This is a genomic window from Methylobacter sp. S3L5C, from assembly GCF_022788635.1.
Classification (GTDB): domain Bacteria; phylum Pseudomonadota; class Gammaproteobacteria; order Methylococcales; family Methylomonadaceae; genus Methylobacter_C.
The window spans coordinates 4,014,460-4,031,417 of record NZ_CP076024.1 but is presented as its reverse complement, the minus strand read 5'-3'; the positions used below and the strand labels follow the sequence as shown (position 1 = coordinate 4,031,417).

At 41.7% G+C, this 16,958-nt stretch carries 15 protein-coding genes, 3 tRNA genes and 1 pseudogene; 12 read left to right on the top strand and 7 right to left on the bottom strand.

Annotated elements, in window-relative coordinates:
* Nucleotides 1-98 precede the first annotated feature (98 nt).
* On the bottom strand, nt 99-623 hold the full coding sequence (locus KKZ03_RS18265; RefSeq protein ID WP_243218199.1) for a hypothetical protein: 525 nt from the start codon (nt 621-623) through the stop codon (nt 99-101).
* Nucleotides 624-654: 31 nt separating this feature from the next.
* On the opposite strand from KKZ03_RS18265, the gene KKZ03_RS18260 reads away from it, so the two are divergent.
* Complete coding sequence (locus KKZ03_RS18260) at nt 655-1,410, top strand: IS5 family transposase (RefSeq protein ID WP_243217187.1); 756 nt, start codon at nt 655-657, stop codon at nt 1,408-1,410.
* Here KKZ03_RS18260 and KKZ03_RS18255 read toward each other — a convergent pair.
* Nucleotides 1,396-1,896 (bottom strand): hypothetical protein, encoded by a 501-nt coding sequence (locus KKZ03_RS18255; RefSeq protein ID WP_243218198.1) that lies wholly within the window; start codon nt 1,894-1,896, stop codon nt 1,396-1,398. The genes KKZ03_RS18260 and KKZ03_RS18255 overlap by 15 nt on opposite strands.
* A 385-nt stretch (nt 1,897-2,281) precedes the next feature.
* Here KKZ03_RS18255 and KKZ03_RS18250 point away from each other — a divergent pair.
* A pseudogene (locus KKZ03_RS18250) lies at nt 2,282-3,807 on the top strand (IS3 family transposase).
* 85 nt (nt 3,808-3,892) lie between these two features.
* Here the strand turns inward: KKZ03_RS18250 and KKZ03_RS18245 are convergent.
* The 4 genes from KKZ03_RS18245 to KKZ03_RS18230 form a co-directional block, all read right to left on the bottom strand.
* On the bottom strand, nt 3,893-4,396 hold the full coding sequence (locus KKZ03_RS18245; protein WP_243218197.1) for a hypothetical protein: 504 nt from the start codon (nt 4,394-4,396) through the stop codon (nt 3,893-3,895).
* 9 nt (nt 4,397-4,405) lie between these two features.
* Nucleotides 4,406-4,801, bottom strand: a complete 396-nt coding sequence (locus KKZ03_RS18240; protein WP_243218196.1) for a hypothetical protein — start codon at nt 4,799-4,801, stop codon at nt 4,406-4,408.
* A complete protein-coding gene (locus KKZ03_RS18235; protein ID WP_243218195.1) occupies nt 4,798-5,223 on the bottom strand; it encodes a hypothetical protein in 426 nt (141 codons plus the stop codon). The genes KKZ03_RS18240 and KKZ03_RS18235 overlap by 4 nt, the downstream gene beginning before the upstream one ends.
* A 129-nt stretch (nt 5,224-5,352) precedes the next feature.
* Nucleotides 5,353-6,021, bottom strand: coding sequence for a recombinase family protein (locus tag KKZ03_RS18230; protein WP_243218194.1), 669 nt, complete (start codon nt 6,019-6,021; stop codon nt 5,353-5,355).
* 201 nt (nt 6,022-6,222) lie between these two features.
* Here KKZ03_RS18230 and KKZ03_RS18225 point away from each other — a divergent pair, with 201 nt between their 5' ends.
* From KKZ03_RS18225 to KKZ03_RS18210, 4 genes are all read left to right on the top strand, one after another.
* Nucleotides 6,223-6,579 carry a hypothetical protein gene (locus tag KKZ03_RS18225; protein WP_243218193.1) on the top strand — a complete coding sequence of 119 codons (357 nt, stop codon included), beginning with the start codon at nt 6,223-6,225 and terminating at the stop codon, nt 6,577-6,579.
* 102 nt (nt 6,580-6,681) lie between these two features.
* On the top strand, nt 6,682-7,020 hold the full coding sequence (locus KKZ03_RS18220; protein ID WP_243218192.1) for a hypothetical protein: 339 nt from the start codon (nt 6,682-6,684) through the stop codon (nt 7,018-7,020).
* A 1,434-nt stretch (nt 7,021-8,454) separates the two neighbouring features.
* Nucleotides 8,455-9,180 (top strand): DUF2490 domain-containing protein, encoded by a 726-nt coding sequence (locus tag KKZ03_RS18215; RefSeq protein WP_371744759.1) that lies wholly within the window; start codon nt 8,455-8,457, stop codon nt 9,178-9,180.
* A 490-nt stretch (nt 9,181-9,670) separates the two neighbouring features.
* Nucleotides 9,671-10,408, top strand: coding sequence for a hypothetical protein (locus tag KKZ03_RS18210; RefSeq protein ID WP_243218191.1), 738 nt, complete (start codon nt 9,671-9,673; stop codon nt 10,406-10,408).
* Nucleotides 10,409-10,544: 136 nt separating this feature from the next.
* On the opposite strand, the gene KKZ03_RS18205 is transcribed toward KKZ03_RS18210, so the two are convergent.
* Nucleotides 10,545-11,759, bottom strand: a complete 1,215-nt coding sequence (locus KKZ03_RS18205; protein ID WP_243218190.1) for an OmpA family protein — start codon at nt 11,757-11,759, stop codon at nt 10,545-10,547.
* A gap of 566 nt (nt 11,760-12,325) precedes the next feature.
* On the opposite strand from KKZ03_RS18205, the gene KKZ03_RS21860 reads away from it, so the two are divergent.
* From KKZ03_RS21860 to KKZ03_RS18180, 6 genes are all read left to right on the top strand, one after another.
* Complete coding sequence (locus tag KKZ03_RS21860; RefSeq protein ID WP_256451982.1) at nt 12,326-12,448, top strand: hypothetical protein; 123 nt, start codon at nt 12,326-12,328, stop codon at nt 12,446-12,448.
* Between the two features lie 132 nt (nt 12,449-12,580).
* Nucleotides 12,581-13,984, top strand: coding sequence for a glutamate--tRNA ligase (gene gltX, locus KKZ03_RS18200; RefSeq protein WP_243218189.1), 1,404 nt, complete (start codon nt 12,581-12,583; stop codon nt 13,982-13,984).
* Nucleotides 13,985-14,030: 46 nt separating this feature from the next.
* Nucleotides 14,031-14,106 (top strand) — tRNA-Ala (locus KKZ03_RS18195).
* 28 nt (nt 14,107-14,134) lie between these two features.
* Nucleotides 14,135-14,210: transfer RNA gene (locus tag KKZ03_RS18190), tRNA-Glu, on the top strand.
* 99 nt (nt 14,211-14,309) lie between these two features.
* A tRNA-Glu gene (locus KKZ03_RS18185) sits at nt 14,310-14,385 on the top strand.
* A gap of 316 nt (nt 14,386-14,701) precedes the next feature.
* A complete protein-coding gene (locus KKZ03_RS18180; protein ID WP_243218188.1) occupies nt 14,702-16,849 on the top strand; it encodes an FAD-dependent oxidoreductase in 2,148 nt (715 codons plus the stop codon).
* Nucleotides 16,850-16,958: the final 109 nt, after the last annotated feature.

Genomic DNA, 16,958 nt, shown 5'->3' with positions numbered 1-16,958 from the left:
AGGGCTTACTGTAGCAGAAACTATTTGTTGCCGGCAATGTAAAAATTCATTGAAAAGCAATAGGTTGCGGTAAGTCAGTGGTGACTTATCGTCTTTTTTTACCGGACATTTTCTTGGTAAAATTTGGTTGACTGGCGCTTCAATTCCGCCGATATGTACCCCAGCTTATCTTTATCTTGGTACGGCTTTCTAGGGGTCTCCAACATGTGCTGAGTACGGCTCTTTACTTGTTGCTTTGTTGAGTAGCTAACCCAGTTAAAGATTGAGTAGAATGGCGATACTTTAACCGCCCACCGGTTGCGGTTATGGCTTGATGTCTTGATTATCTTATTACCCTGCATTTTTTTGTTTTTCGTGCCGTCAGCGTTGTTTTCCTCGCTGTCATCGCTTGATGTCTTGATTATCCTATTGCCTTTTATGTTTTTGTTTATCGTGCCGTCAGGGTTGTTTTTTCCGTGAATTTTCAGGAAAGCTTTTATAACTTTTCTGTACTCGTGATGGAAAATTAATATTTCACCGTTAACGTGCGTTAAAACTTCGGGTTGCTTATCATCGTGCTCAGGATAGACCCAGAATAAAGGGGGTCTGTTTAATGTTTCTGTTAGGTTCTGTTGACGTTTCACCAATCCGGTAGAATAAGTCGTTTTGAATGAAATGAAGCGGATAACATTAAGTGATGAAGAGTGGACTCGTATTTTGGCAAGCTTAAAAAAATTGCCTGGAGTTCATATCGGTTTACCCGATATTTGCAGGCAGTTTGTTAATGCCATTTTGTGGATATTACGTACGGGAGCACAGTGGCGTGTATTACCGTCAACGTATGGTAAATGGAATAGCATCTTCAAGCGTTTTTCACGTTGGTGTATCAATGGCATATGGGGTGAAATTCTCTGTCATCTTGCTGAAGACGCTGATTTACAAGATGTTTCCATGGATGGTTCAGTTATTAGAGCACATGCCTGCGCAGCTGGAGCGGCATATAGTTCTGCTGAGAATGAAGCACTTGGGCGCTCCAAAGGTGGATTTGGTTGTAAGATTCACGCGCTTTGTGATGGCTTGGGCATGCCCATCAAATTTATCCTGACAGGCGGGCAGGAGGCTGAATGCAAGCAAGCCATATCTTTATTGGAAAATGTTAATGCTTCAGCCGTTTTAGCAGACAAAGCCTACGACACGAACGAGTTGCGGGAGTGGTTAGCCAGTCGTGAAATAAAAGCGGTTATCCCACCTAAATCGAACCGAAAAGAAGATATTGAGTGCGATTATTGGCATTATAAGGAGCGGCATGCCATTGAATGTATGTTCGGTAAGCTCAAGCACTATCGCAGAATTGCTACACGATATGAGAAAAAAGCTATTAATTACATGGGGATGCTATCATTTTCCTCGGTGCTTTTATGGCTGAGGTGAAACGTCAACAGAACCTAGAACGCGGCAAATTTTTTTATTTATTTGTCTTTGGGTCTGTCCTTGCTGTTCTAGGCTGTAACGTAGGACAAAAGGTATTGATATTGGTTGCTCTAATGCATCGTCTATTGTTTCAGGCAAAGCATTATTTAACATAAACTGAGCTACAAAAAGTTTATGGAGTGATGGAAGTCTTGGGTATTCCGGTTGGTTTTCTTTAAAGAAGCAATGCTTGAAAACTTTGATATTTGTTTCTTTATAGTGGCTTTGGTTAGTAGCATTAACTGTGTAAGCTTTACTTACAGATAAAGAATCAGGGTTAACAATATCGCGTTTCATGTCAAACAGTGTAGCCCTTGCCGCTTCTGGCATACAGGCTTTTAACTCTTTCCTTTTTCTTGATCTTCTTTTTTCTACTCTGTTCCACTTTTGGGTTGGAATTACGCTTTTTTGGTCTGAAATTGTGCTTAATTCGGTGGTCGTGTTCATGATATAATATGCTTGCTGTCTGTAGGAGGGTTGCTGATATAAAGCCGGTTTAGTGATTAGAGTCACAGTAATGACCGGCTTTTTTGTATATGTTTTTCCCAGAATTTTGAAATCTCAAAATCACCACCCGTTAAAGGGGGTTTGATCACCGATGTTTAAACCTCCCTTCTAAGACTACCCCCCTTTTTGTAGGGTCTTTATAAGATCATCGTTAAGTCAACGCTTACCTACCTATCAACCTTCTTCCATTACCTCGTTGTCTTCCAAATCTATACAGTCTGTTGAGTCTATGCCATAAGCGTCAAGTTGTTGTTTCCGCATCACCCCCTGCGTCAGAATAGTTGTCGCCTCAACTTTTAAGAAAAAATAAAATTTGAGAGTAGAAATGAAAAAATATAAAAGGTATTCAGTAGGCTTCAGAGAGCAGGCCCTGGTAAAAGTATACAATCGTAGTAATGACCAATCAGTTCAGTCCGTCGCAAACGAATTGAATATCCATTTAACAACCTTGAAGGCTTGGATGAAACAGAAGGAACAGGACGTCAAACTTGCACCGCTAAAATCAAAGCGTCCCGAAGATTGGAGCTCTGAAGAACGCTTTACTGCTTTACAAAAAACCTATAATTTGATCGGTGAAGACTTAAATGCCTGGTGTCGTGAACGCGGCGTTTTTATTCATCAGTTGGAACAATGGAAAGCTGATTTCTGCCGCCAGGATGACTTAGTAGACAAGCGTGAAGAAGCGCGGGTCCTGCGTATATTGAAAGAAGAAGTCCAAAGCCTTGAGCGCAATTTATTGCGTAAAGACAAAGCCTTAGCAGAAGCCGCAGCGCTGTTGGTACTGCAAAAAAAGTTCCGGGCGCTCTTGGGGGGAGAGGTCGAATGACTGGCCACGAAGAGCGCGAACAAGTGATTGCTTTACTTAATGAATCAGTAACTGCGGGAGCACGTCAAGCTAAAGCCTGTGAAGTATTAGGACTTAGTGAGCGTACCTTACAACGCTGGCAGACAGGTGAGACGATTCACTGCGATCAACGCCCCTTGCGTGACTATCAACCGCCACACAAACTAACAGCAATCGAGCGTGCCGAGGTGCTGATCGTCGCTAATTCAGATGAATTTGGTCATCTGCCACCGAGTCAGATCGTGCCACGACTGGCCGACCAAGGTAGCTATCTGGCGTCTGAGTCGACCTTCTATCGCATCCTGCGCGAGGAAAAACAGCTTACCCATCGGCGTAGCGAACGTCCGGCTCAAACACGAACAAAGCCACGCGCGGCATGTGCTACAGCACCTAATCAACTGTACAGTTGGGACATTACTTATCTGCCATCACTGATCCGTGGACAGTTTTTCTATCTGTATCTATTTGTTGATATTTTCAGCCGAAAGATCGTCGGTTGGCAGGTGTATGAAGAAGAAAACAGCGCCTTGGCTGGCGAATTGTTACGTGATCTCTGTCATCGTGAAGGGATACAGGCAGAACAGCTTATCCTGCATTCTGACAACGGCAGTCCGATGAAGGGATCGACTATGCTGGCGACCTTGCAACAACTGGGTGTCATGCCTTCGTTTAGTCGGCCATCGGTTAGCAACGATAATCCGTACTCAGAATCGTTGTTTAAGACCTTGAAATATCGTCCTAACTATCCGCTAAAGCCGTTCGCCGATGTTACGGAAGCGCGTCAGTGGGTCACAAGCTTAGTGGAATGGTACAACCATGAGCATCGTCACAGCGCTATTCGGTTTATTACTCCAGCGCAACGCCATGAAGGCTTGGACGACAAGCTTCTGGATAACCGTAAAGTCGTCTACGAAGCAGCACGTGCTAAACATCCGCAACGCTGGACTGGAAGTTCCCGTAATTGGGAAAAAATCCAGACAGCCCACCTTAACCCAGACAAGGTCTAAACAAAAAAATGCTACCAAGGAAGTGATTATTTAGAAAACAAACCAGAGTAAGATTTAACCGTCGAGGCGACAACTACATTGACAATTACCGCATCACCTCTATATCATCACCGGTTAGCTCTGAGATAAATAAATTCGGCAACTCTGATTGCTCCACCTCTTGCTTATCGATAAGCAATGTAAGGCGCATCATCTTTTGACTTAGAACCAAAGAAGTTGATAAGCTGGCAAGCGAACGCGCTTTCATAGCCGCTGTTGCATTGGCATCGTTCATCAACTCGCTTAAACAGACTGCGATTGATTCCCTTAAATCCTTTGATTGTTGCAGATCGTCCAGCAATGAAGAAGCTATTTGTTGCTTGAGGTCTGATATAAATCCGCCATCATTCAATAACTCTAATCTGGCATCGTTAACCGCCTGAGAAGTCAAAGCGCCCTTAGATGTCCCCAGCTTTGAAAAATGGCGCTTCAAAGTGGACGGGCTTATAGATGTTTTAGCCGCTATTGAAGCGAGACTATACCCCGCGTCTCTGTAGACAACGGCTTGCTTTATTTCATCCGTAGTCTTAACCGTTCTGGCAGGTTTCACAGGCATGGCTCAATGTAGCGCGTGGGTTGATCTTGCTAACAGTTCAGGCTTAATGTTAGCTTCAAACCATTCAATAACTTCCTGTTCCCTAAATAAGATTCTGCAATTTTTACCGCGTGGTGATCGCTTACAATTTAAGTAACCGTGTTTGATACGACTACCGCGCTTAACCCCACGCTTAATAGCGTCTGGTGTCCAATCAAATCTAATAATCTCTTGTAACATCCCCCTGTAATCTGTATCAATATCAGTTAAGCCATTGCTATCAATAACCGCGCTGTGCAATCTATCGATTAATCTGACTGCTTGTGCAATCGTAAGGTTGTAAGGGTTTGATGGGAATAGGTCATCTTCTACTTCTCGCAGGGTTGCGGCTGTATTGGCTGTGCTGGTTGCTGTAATCATTGGTTTGTTTCCTTTTGTTGTGACCGTTCCCAGTCATTAAATAATTTTGTGGCGTTCATTTGTGCTTCACTTAAGGCGTTAAAGTCCTGCGGGTAATTTGTTGAATCACAGAGTTCAATTAAATCTGATGGTATGCCCTCCCATTGTGCCAACTCAGCTTTAAAGGTTTCTATGTACCTCTTTAAGCCGTAATAAATAATATCCTCTAACTTTCTATCATCTATCTTTTGATTCCCCCTGTTGGGGTTCTTATTGGCTAGGGAATAAAGCTTCGCTAATGTGAGCAGTTGGCTATTGTTTATCAGTGTTAGCAGTAATTTACAGCCGCCCTCTTCTGCGGCTTGGACTCTAAAGGCGGCTTTCATTCGTTGTCGTTGCATTTTTTGTTTAGGGGATAGGGCTTTTTTACCGATTAATTTCATTGCTTAAACTCTAACTTATTAATTTAGTTGATATATTACCACAACATAGTAACGTTACCATATTTATTTTAGTCATAAAAAAAGCCACTAATTAAGTGGCTTATTGAGTACAGGATAGGGCTTGGTTAACTAAGCGCGCTTCAAAATATTCGTTACTGTTGACGCATACCATTTACCGCCGCGTCTTGTCTTAACTCCCATACTATTTAGCTTTGCCGCGATAGCTGGAAGAGAGTCACCCTGATTTCTACACTGTTGAATAGTGTCTATGACGGTCTTGGCAAAAGTTGACGCTTCATGCCTGTTAGTAGCATTCGATTTTTCCCGCGCTTCGTCTAAATTGGTTCGGTTGCCTAGCGGTAATCTAGTTGGATCTTTTTTAATGATAGCCAACGCGGCTTTGGTTCGTTCACTGATAAGGTTACGCTCTTTTTCTGATAGAGCCGCGTACAAGTGCATCATGAAGGGGTCGGCATCTTTACCGAGTTGAGCCACAATAAATGGAACTTTGGTTTCCATCAAGCTTGATATGAACGCCACGTTTCTACTTAGGCGGTCAAGCTTGGCGACAACTAAGTGAGCGCCTATTTTTTTAGCATGTTTTAACGCTTCTGCTAATTGCGGTCTTTTATCCAAAGCATTAGAACCTTTGCCGGTTTCGGTTTCCTCATAGTGGGCGACAACTTCAATATTTTCAGCTTGGCAAAACTCGGTAACTGAATCAAGTTGCGCTTTTAAGCCTAAACCTGATTTTCCCTGTTCGGCTGTTGATACCCTTGTGTAGATGATTGCTTTCATTAGTTTTGCCCTGTTGTGTTAACCTGTTACAAATTATAAACGGTCGTTTACAGTTTGTAAATCTATTTTAATTGGAATGATGCTTTAAATGAAAAACCTCTTATTTTGTAATCATATATTTACATTAATGAGTTACACTCAAAAATGTAACCATCTTGTATGGATAACTTTCTGGGCTTACAGACCCTATATAAAATTTTTATGAAAAATAATGGGTTAATTTTACCAATTGTAGTTGTTTTATTAACATCTGTTGGATGTGCTGGTCTGGCTAAGCCAATAGAGACGAAGGCGCAATATGATAGCCGCCAATGTAAAGAATTATCTAACATGGGCGGAGTTGCTTTTGCTTTGCGAAAGAGTGGTGAGTCTTTTAGTCAAGTGGTCGCTACTGTGAACCCAGAACAAGACGTTAGAACTTATATTGGTCTGGCTTATGATTTACCAATATCCTACACTAGAGAGCAGTCAACAGAGGAGTTGTTCAGGATTTGTATGATGACCACACCTCCTAAAGATCACCGCTATGACTTCAAGTCTAGTTATCGTGGTCATTAATAAAAGGATTTTTAATGGTTTATTAAAGGGGTATGAGGGTTAGTGGTACAAAAACCACCGACCCTCATAGACGGAAACTAAAGTAATCAAAGCAAAAAAAAGATGAAAAGAATATATGTAATAATTGCGTTAGTCGCCGCTGTACTGATGTCGACAGCGGCGGCGGCTGATAAGGTCACTAAAAAAGACTTTGTTTCTATTGAAAATCAAATATATATACTTAAACATTATTTAAAAGATGTGGATAGCGCAAAATTCAGAGACGTATTTATATCTAGGATTGAAAGCGGGTACCCTGTTGTATGCGGCGAAGTTAATTCAAAGAATAGTTATGGTGCTTACTCAGGATTTACTCGATTTATTTCAAGTTCAACTGAAAATCAAGAAGGTGTGTGGGAAATGTTTTGCGGCAATAAAATAGGTTCGTATAAAGTTAAATAATGATAGCCCACCTGTGCCAACAAGGGTTGTAAAGGTGACTCTTAATGTCATTTGAGCCAATCCGTAAATCAGAGAAGTCAATAATAATTTTAATTATCTGCCCTGAAAACAAACAGCCATATTTGAAAGTGTACCCGTAGGCGTACCCAAACTAGAATAAAAACCGCCTGTCAGTCTACAAGCCCCGTATTATAAGGGCTTGTGATTCCTATGCATGTTCTTGTATAGACTAACGGTTAATTTTTAGCCTGTTTTGTGGCGGCAAGCAATGTCCTTTTTTGGTAAAAATTGATTTGATAGCAGGGCATGGGTTATGCTTTATAAAGTATCAAAGAACTGTCAGAGAATTTTGATACAAAACTTTCTTTTTCTTAAACAATAAGTGCTTAAATAACAGGTGGTTGCGTGTTTTTAGTGGGCTACAACTTACTATCAATGTATGTATGCGAAAGGCCATCAGGTTCCGGTGTCAGGACAATTTTCCGGGCTATCCGCTCTTCCAGCTGCGACGCCACCCTTACATATTCCACCACCACCGTCCGGGTCACCGCCACCCGCGCCTTCGAAATAAAAATACGATCAGGTGTTTAATTTCATCCATGATTTAAAAATGAAAACTTCAGGCCATTGCTACGGTAGTCAGTCCTTAAAAAACACGATTGAAAAAATGTACCTGTTTGCATTGATACCCTTAATAAGGGTAGCACTGTTTTACCGTAAAGAATTTACCATTATCAGAAGCTCTGGTGCTGGTAAATTCCAATGTAGACATTAACGGCGTGTTAGTCATCTGAGTATTCTTGGATGTGGTTATGAAATCGACTATAAAACTGCTGGCAGTTGAAAAGAACCTTTGTTAAACGGCTTATTTGAACCAGCAACACTTTTTTGCTTCATTTGTAGACTCTATTTTTTAGTCGTTAAGATTGATATTACTCATGTTTTTTTGATTATTCAAAGTTGGCACGGAAATGGCTTTAAGTTAAAAGTTCTTTTTAATAAATTAATTTGGCTTTAACCGAGAGACATAATATGAAAAAAAAATTCCATAAAATAGCGCAACAGGGCTTGAATTTGAAGGATTATGGTTCGACTGACTTTATATCCTATTATTCTTATCCGCCCGCCATAATTAATGTACACAAGGTACCACCCGTGTTCATTCAACAAGGTGTTCCGATTATATGGAAGCCTCGAATAATGCATGATAAATACTCACAATTGATGCCTCCTATAGTGCTAAAAATAGCATCTAGCTATATTGGTCGTTTTATAGCGGCTTTATCACCTTCGGGGTCTTGATGAATTTACCCGTATTTTTATCAAGTTTCAGCAATTGCACTGATAATAAAATTACCCGTTCAACCCAGTGCTCAATTTGATTTAAAAAACAGGTTGGATTTTTAGCGCTAATAAATAACAGAGTAAGCTTTCATGAAGAAGAATAATAAAATAAAAATACTGGGCATTTTGGTAGCCATTTTTAGTTCTGCCAACATGGCAGCAACGCCCCCACCCGATGATTTACTTCAGGATGCGGGTAGTTGGATGCAAGTTGTTGCAGAAGGTAGTTTGAAAGTTGTAGATCCAAGCCTGGAAAAGGCGCGTGTCTGGGTGGAGGGACAGTCCCGATGGGACGATAACTGGAATCATTGGTATCAAGGTATGGCGAGGGCTGCGGTGGGTTATTCATTGAGTGATCGCGCCACGATTTGGGCTGGTTACACCTGGCTGCCTACCCAAAACGTTGGTAAAAATTCTAAATCCCAGCAAGATGTCTGGCCTGGTTTTCGTTATGTCATGCCGACCAGTATCGGAACTCTTAGTTTTAGAACTATGATTGAAAGTAATTTTATACCAGGTAATGGTGATCAGGTTAGGGTTCGTCCACGGCAGATGATTCGATTGATGCATCCTTTGCAATTTGAGCCGCGCTTAAGTTTGATTACTTGGGACGAGTTTTTTATACGAGTCAATTCAACACCGGCCGGTGGCCAGTCCGGTTTTGATCAAAACCGTGCCTTTGCAGGCCTGGGCTGGACTTTCAATAAAAGCGTTCGAGCGGAAGGCGGTTATCTTAATCAATATTTGGACGATAACACGCATACCAACAACACCATGCATCACCTGATAATGGGATCTTTATTCGTCAATTTTTAATAGTAGATAACTGACGATAAAAATTATTATTGTTAGAATAATAAAAAAATACCGCCACCACATACAGCTATTTAGTCGCATGTTTTACTTTCAGCAGTTTTATATCTGCGTATTTTATTTTTGGTAAAACATTTTTTGAATAGTTACTTGGCTCAATACGGCAATATGAGTTGCAAGTATATCGAAAATATCAGGCATCTTTGTTGTCTGTATCGTTTGATAAATTCAAGTCGTTTTTATATCTGATGAATTTTCGTATTAGTTTGCGGTATATTGGTTACTCTCAACATAAGAGTGCCAATACTGATGACCAGAATAATAATAATGCTTTCATGGTAAATGGCTGGTTGACGTTCCAAGTTCAATTAACCTGACTGTTTTTGCCGAATCTATTTACGCATCATACAAAGTATGGGCAAGGTAAAATGATCTTGCCTATAACTATGCTTTTAGAAAATTTCACAACGATACTCATTGCATAAAAAATATTATGGTCAAAGAACGTTATACTCGCTTTAAAGATATTTCGGTTAGCGAACGAATTTTAAATACGGTGTTTTTGTTAACCATAGGCTTGGGTTACCTGATGGCGCTTGCGAATATGTATTACACCCATCAAGGGCTTGACGGTAAAGCAGGGCTGTCTATTGAAGATGTAGTCATTAGTTATCATGGATCAAGTAATCAAACACAATTGGGTACGGCAATTAACGGGATTATGGAATCCAATTTAAAATATAAAAGCGATAAGGATGTCATTTTGCAATGGATAGAACGTGGCGCCAACGAGCCGGAATATAACGAAAAAATCGTTCCGATTTTAAATCGTGATTGTATTTTGTGTCATACACCTGGTATTAATCCATCATTACCGGATTTAACGCATTATGCGACGGTATCAGAGGTTGCGCATGCCGGTGGTGCAACAATTCCTACTTTGGTTCGTGTGTCGCATATTCATTTATTTGGCATTGCCTTTATTCTATTTTTTATAGGTAAAATGTTTTTGCTCTGTGATCTTAATGTTTATGTAAAAAGAGTCGCGGTGGTCATACCTTTTGCTGCCATGCTTTTGGATATTTTGTCCTGGTTTATTACCAAATCCACGCCTGCGTTTGCCTATGTAGTTGTTTATAGCGGTGCGTTAATGGGCTTGTCCATGGGCCTGCAAATTCTGCTCAGCATTTATCAGATGTGGTTTTATTCCAGGAAGATTACGGATAATTGATTTTTTCAGTCTGTCACGCAGACGTTCAAGCTTGTTACTGTGCAATAAATAACTAAGGTTATTTCCAAAATGATTTCTACCAGACTGAAACTGTTAATAATTTTAAGAGGATTCAGTCTGGTAGTGATGATGAGGGTTATTGAGGATTTAGAGGTTGTTGGGCTTGACCATTAACTTCCAGTTGCACACGGCGATTGTTGGCACGTCCGGCTTCTGTTTCATTGGTGTCGATCGGTTGAGTCCAACCATAACCACGGGAAGTGATATTGGTTGAATGAGTGCCGTTAATCAGGTAGTTTTTAACAGCCAAGGCGCGGCGCTCGGATAATTTCATGTTGTGCTGGAATGAGCCTGTTTTACTGGTATGGCCTTGTACTTCAATTAACAGCTCTGGATGCTCCTGTATACGCTTGGCGGCGTTGTCAAGGTTTTGAAAGTATTCTGGTTTAATATCGGCTTTATTGTTGTCAAATTTCACATCAACAATCCAGCAGCCCAGTATGCTAACTTTTGCTCCGGGTATTGTATTAGGGCATTTATCAATGCAGTCGTTAACACCATCAGCATCTGAGTCAAGCGTCGAGCAGTCGGCAGCAATGGGAGTGCCGGTTTTCAGGAAAATGCTTTTTACAAAATTAGCCATGTTGCCAGAGCTGGAAATTCTGTCAGCCGTTGTGCCAAATCCACAGCCAGAAATATTAGCCAGTTGATTTAACAAAGTTATGCCGGATTGTTCTTCTTGATTACCTACCCAAACAGAATAAACACAGAGTCTGTCGCCGTACTTTTGTTTTAAGGTCTGAAGTTCATTAACACCATCCGAGTCCAGATCGTGACCATCACTGAGTATTAATACAGCAATATTACCGACTGTTGTTGATAAATCTTCGGTTGTGCCCTCAATTCCACTGGCGATGGGCGAACCTCCACTGGCACAAGTCAATGCATCTATGCCACTGCCAAAAACCGGTTTTGAGTAGCTTGCAGGAGCCTGATTAAGTTGGGTAAATCCCCAGGACAAACAATCGCCAAAGCCAAAACTGCGGATACTTGACGTTAATTTTAAGTCGGGAATTGTGTGATTAATACGGTTAAGAATTTCTTTTTCAACCGAGAATTTTGTGGGACTTGGTTGGGCAGGGTAACCTGCGCCCAGGTATTCATCTGCCATTGATGATGAAGAGTCATTAATAACAAAAAAATTGTCTGCTTTTTGTACATATTGGCCGGAAGATAGCAAGCCATTCAAGTCCTGGGCTTGAAAGGTTTCAAAAGTACTTACAGGTTGTGAGGCACAGCCTGAGAGTATCAGGGCTGCAACGAATGTAGCTGTTTTTAGTATTTTTTGCATTGAAAAATCCCCTTATTGTTATTTTTAATAATAAAACGATCAAAATGAGGTAAATATTATGCGGTATCATCGAATGAGTTTGGATTCTAGCATTGTCTTGATTTAATTAAAATAGCCGGTTGGTTTTGATGTTTAGCGTTAATTAATTAAGTTATATAATTACCCGAGTTTTTTTGGTATTAACAAAGTCATTAGCAATTGACAGGCAGGTTGCCAGTTTTATTGCAGGAGTTTGCGTATAATAGACTAAGCGCGTTGGTTATGGAGAAGCGGTTGCAGGTATTGAGTGCAGATACTTGAGATTTAGATAACTTCGTAGCGGTGTTATGATCCCGAGTTAAGTGTAAAAAACGATGTTAAAATGGCGGCTTAAAAGCCAAGCAGATAAAGGAATTTTTTGCGTTGATGGTTATTTTAGAAAAAAATGACCTTGCCAAGGATGTTGTTGTATTTAAGTTATCAAACGCTGCGAATAAGTTTTTCTAAACCAATTCCGGTGCTGTTTTCCCGGAAACGAAACGAACAGGAGAGTGGTGGAAAATAGTTCTCAGCAGCGCAGGACGTAGATGTCTTCACGAAGCGTTAACGTAGTGAAAATATCGGAGTGTCCCGAACAGCGTCAAGCCATTGCGTGCATGATTCTGGATATCCCCTTGTTGGGTGTCCAGAGAGTAAAGCAGGGCGTCTGAGACCGCCGGAAGGCATAGCAGTAGTGTAATTCTTCGTGTCATCCCCAGCAGGAAGCCCTGGATGACGTTGTTAGGAAAATAGTGACTCCCCTAAACAGAATTTTATTAACCAAATAATTAACTATTATCATTATGACTATATCAACACGTTTTGCCCCCAGTCCAACCGGTTATTTGCATGTCGGTGGTGCGCGTACCGCTTTGTTTTCATGGCTTTATGCGCGTAAACATGGCGGTAAATTTATTCTACGGATTGAAGACACCGATCTGGAACGATCAACACAGGAATCGGTTAATGCCATTTTGGAAGGTATGTCGTGGTTGGGGCTGGATTACGATGCCGGGCCTTTTTATCAAACCCATCATTTTGATCGCTATAAGGAAATTATCCAGCAGTTATTGGTGCAGGGCGATGCTTACTATTGTTACTGCAGCAAAGAGGAGCTGGAACAATTGCGCACCGAGCAAATGGCCAATAAAGAAAAGCCTCGTTACAACGGTAAATGCAGGGATTCAGACGAGTCGCAACTAGATCGGGAGCCAGTTATACGCTTTAAAAATCCGGTTGATGGTGTTGTTACTATTTCGGATTTGGTTAAAGGCGATATTGTCGTTGCCAACAAAGAACTTGATGATTTGATTATCGCCAGAGCTGATGGCACGCCAACTTACAATTTAACGGTTGTTGTTGATGATATGGATATGAAAGTCACTCATGTTATTCGAGGTGACGATCATATTAATAACACGCCCAGACAGATGAACATTCTTAAGGCACTGGGTGCCGAGTTGCCAAAGTATGCGCATTTACCCATGATTTTGGGTGCTGACGGTGCGCGCTTATCCAAACGTCATGGCGCGGTCAGCGTTATGCAGTTTCGTGATGACGGCTATCTGCCGGAAGCATTGCTAAATTATCTGGTGCGATTGGGCTGGTCTCATGGCGATCAGGAAATATTTTCCATGGATGAGATGGTTGAGTATTTTGAATTGGATGATGTTAATGTGTCGGCATCTACTTTTAATATGGAAAAGTTGTTGTGGTTAAACCATCAATATATTATGAATAGCGACCCTGCCCATGTTGCACGCCATTTAAGCTGGCACATGGGACAGTTGGATATTGATCCTGCTGATGGCCCGGAATTGATTAATATCGTAAGAGCGCAAAGAGAACGTAGCAAAACGCTGGTTGATATGGCCGCTGCCAGTGTTTATTTTTATAAGGATTTTGAATCTTACGATGAAAAAGCCGTTAAAAAGAATTTCACAGTGGGATCAGACCATGTTTTAGCCAGTTTGCACGATGAACTGGTAGCAGTCACTGACTGGACTGGTGAGAGTGTACATGAAATTATTGTCAATCTAGCCGAAACCCTGGGACTTAATATGGGTAAAGTCGCTCAGCCTTTACGTGTCGCTATCTGTGGATCGGCAGTTTCGCCGGCAATTGATGTTACTTTATCATTGCTGGGACAAGAAAAAACCTTGGCCAGAATAGAAAAAGCCATTATCTACATAAGAAGTTTAAATTAGTGTTGGACTTTACGTATATATCCTATATAATCCTCGTTCTTTAGTTGGGGCCATAGCTCAATTGGTAGAGCGCAACACTGGCAGTGTTGAGGTCAGCGGTTCGATTCCGCTTGGCTCCACCAAAAAAAGAAAAAGTTTATTAGAATTCTAGTCCCCATCGTCTAGTGGCCTAGGACACTGCCCTTTCACGGCGGTAACAGGGGTTCGAACCCCCTTGGGGACGCCATTTTAATAGCTAATGATTGACCGGTTTTTATTTGTTAATAAAAATCTATAGTTTTATCCTTTATGGATAGCCTTATCAGGCCAGACTAAACCCAGTTTAGTCCCCATCGTCTAGTGGCCTAGGACACTGCCCTTTCACGGCGGTAACAGGGGTTCGAACCCCCTTGGGGACGCCATAAAATTAAAGGCTTATCATTTGATAAGCCTTTTTTTTGCCTGTAATTCTGTAACGTGTATATTGTTATTTTACTTATCAGCCAGCCAAGTACCAGCAAGCATTTGAGTATGCTGTACCAATAATGAGCAAATTTAAATTCGGCAACACCGGTTAAATCTCGTTTATTATTCCTTTAAGGCGAAAGCCGAAAATAGCTTATTAATCGACTAACTTACGTTATTAATTTTATTCAAAAGGAATTCATGTATGTTCAATCTTGTTAAAGAGTCTGAACTCTTAGTCGATATTTTATTGAACAAAACAGGGAGCGCGCTATGAAAGTATCAAAAACTTTGTTACTTATAATTATTGGCACCTTATTGCTGGCTTTTTTTATTTTCGATTTCCAGCAATATCTGACGTTAGAGGCCTTAAAATCGCAGCAGGCAGCTATCGAAGCCTTCCGCATGATCAATCCTCGTTTCACTATTATCATCTATGGCTTGGTGTATATTGCCGTTACCGGCTTGTCGCTGCCTGGCGCTACGGTACTGACTCTCGCGGGTGGAGCGGTGTTCGGATTATTTTGGGGTACGGTGATTGTTTCTTTTGCTTCCAGCATTGGTGCAACGCTGGCATTTTTGGCGGCACGGTTTTTATTTAGGGATACCGTTAAATCGCGATTTGGGGAGCGTTGGCAAGAAATTGACGAAGGTGTTAACCGTGAGGGTGCCTTTTATTTGTTTACGCTGCGTCTGATACCTCTATTTCCATTTTTCATCATTAATTTGGCGATGGGCTTAACAGCCCTGAAAACACGGACGTTTTACTGGGTCAGTCAGATTGGAATGTTGGCGGGTACTATTGTTTATGTCAATGCCGGTACCCAGTTGGCTAAAATAGACTCACTATCCGGGATATTGTCGCCAGTATTACTGGGCTCGTTCATATTATTAGGGTTGTTTCCTTTGCTGGCTCAAAAAATAGTGCAAGTCTTAAAAAATCGTAAAATTTACGATCAGTGGTTAAAGCCCCAGCGTTTCGATAATAATGTCATTGTGATAGGTGCCGGTTCCGGTGGTTTGGTTGCGGCTTATATCGCAGCTACCGTAAAAGCCAAAGTCACCTTGATTGAAAAAAATAAAATGGGTGGCGATTGCCTTAATACCGGCTGTGTACCATCCAAAGCCCTGATCCGTTCAGCCAGATGGCTGGCGCAGCTTAAGCGATCGCAAGAATTTGGCATCAAACAGGCGCAGGCAGAATTTGATTTTGCCGAGGTAATGAATCGGGTACAATCAGTGATCAAAACCATTGAGCCGCATGATTCAATTGAGCGTTATACTCAACTTGGCGTCGATATCGTGAGTGGCGAAGCCAAAATAATTTCTCCGTGGGAAGTTCAGGTTAGTACCGATGCCGGTATAAAAACCTTAACGACGCGCTCGATCATTATCGCCGCCGGAGCAACTCCGTTTTTGCCATCAATACCGGGCATTGACAGTATTGATCCTCTTACTTCGGATACTATCTGGAGCCTACGTGAATTACCCAAGCGTCTGCTGGTGCTTGGCGGTGGCCCAATTGGCTGCGAACTGGCACAATGTTTCGCCCGTCTGGGCAGTAAGGTGACTATTGTCGAGCAGGCTGCAAAGTTATTAGGTCGTGAAGACCTGGAAGTATCGCAAGCAGTTATGGTTGGTTTTGAACAGGAAGGCATTGATTTACGCCTTGGTCATACTGCCAAGGAATTTATACTTGAAAATACTGAAAAACGCCTGATTACTGATCACCAAGGGTCGTTGGTCAGCATTGCCTTTGATCAGGTGCTGATCGCTGTAGGTCGTGTTGCCAATGTTAAAGGTTATGGGATGGAAGCGTTGGATATTATTTTATCACCCAAAAAAACTATAGCGATCAATGCCTTTCAGGAAACCAATTATCCCAATATTTATGCGTGCGGCGATGTCGCGGGGCCTTATCAGTTTACCCATGTAGCTGCCCATCAAGCCTGGTATGCGTCTGTGAACGCTTTGTTTGGTCAATTTAAGCGGTTTCGCACCGATTACTCAGTGATACCTTGGGCCACTTTTACCGATCCTGAAGTGGCGCGGGTTGGTTTAAACGAAGTTCAGGCAAAAGAGCAAGGCGTCGCCTATGAAGTATCGACTTACCATATTGGTGAACTGGATCGCGCTATCGCCGATGGCGAGGCACACGGTTTTGTTAAAGTGTTAACGTTGCCTGGCAAAGACAAGATTCTCGGCGTTACCATCGTTGGTGAAGATGCCGGAAATTTGATTGCCGAGTTTGTATTGGCAATGAAATACGGCATCGGTTTAAATAAAATATTAGGTACGATCCATATCTACCCGACGCTCGCAGAAGCCAATAAATATGTTGCCGGAGTCTGGAAGCGAGAGCACGCACCGCAAGGTTTACTTCATTGTCTGGAACGTTTTCATTCCTGGCGGCGGGGTTAGTTTCTGGTTTTTAATGCTGACTAATCATAGCTATAGCCCTGAATATTAATCAGGGAGATGTTATCGCTTAGCTGGTTTAAATTGATGAATCAGGTATTTTTCGGTAGAA

Bases quoted from the DNA above. Each gene is read 5' to 3' on its own strand.
- KKZ03_RS18260 (WP_243217187.1), top strand. From the start codon at position 655: ATGAAGCGGATAACATTAAGTGATGAAGAGTGGACTCGTATTTTGGCA.
- KKZ03_RS18255 (WP_243218198.1), bottom strand. From the start codon at position 1,896: ATGAACACGACCACCGAATTAAGCACAATTTCAGACCAAAAAAGCGTA.
- KKZ03_RS18240 (WP_243218196.1), bottom strand. From the start codon at position 4,801: ATGATTACAGCAACCAGCACAGCCAATACAGCCGCAACCCTGCGAGAA.
- KKZ03_RS18235 (WP_243218195.1), bottom strand. From the start codon at position 5,223: ATGAAATTAATCGGTAAAAAAGCCCTATCCCCTAAACAAAAAATGCAA.
- KKZ03_RS18230 (WP_243218194.1), bottom strand. From the start codon at position 6,021: ATGAAAGCAATCATCTACACAAGGGTATCAACAGCCGAACAGGGAAAA.
- KKZ03_RS18225 (WP_243218193.1), top strand. From the start codon at position 6,223: ATGAAAAATAATGGGTTAATTTTACCAATTGTAGTTGTTTTATTAACA.
- KKZ03_RS18220 (WP_243218192.1), top strand. From the start codon at position 6,682: ATGAAAAGAATATATGTAATAATTGCGTTAGTCGCCGCTGTACTGATG.
- KKZ03_RS18215 (WP_371744759.1), top strand. From the start codon at position 8,455: ATGAAGAAGAATAATAAAATAAAAATACTGGGCATTTTGGTAGCCATT.
- KKZ03_RS18210 (WP_243218191.1), top strand. From the start codon at position 9,671: ATGGTCAAAGAACGTTATACTCGCTTTAAAGATATTTCGGTTAGCGAA.
- KKZ03_RS18205 (WP_243218190.1), bottom strand. From the start codon at position 11,759: ATGCAAAAAATACTAAAAACAGCTACATTCGTTGCAGCCCTGATACTC.
- KKZ03_RS21860 (WP_256451982.1), top strand. From the start codon at position 12,326: ATGTCTTCACGAAGCGTTAACGTAGTGAAAATATCGGAGTGTCCCGAA.
- gltX (WP_243218189.1), top strand. From the start codon at position 12,581: ATGACTATATCAACACGTTTTGCCCCCAGTCCAACCGGTTATTTGCAT.
- KKZ03_RS18180 (WP_243218188.1), top strand. From the start codon at position 14,702: ATGAAAGTATCAAAAACTTTGTTACTTATAATTATTGGCACCTTATTG.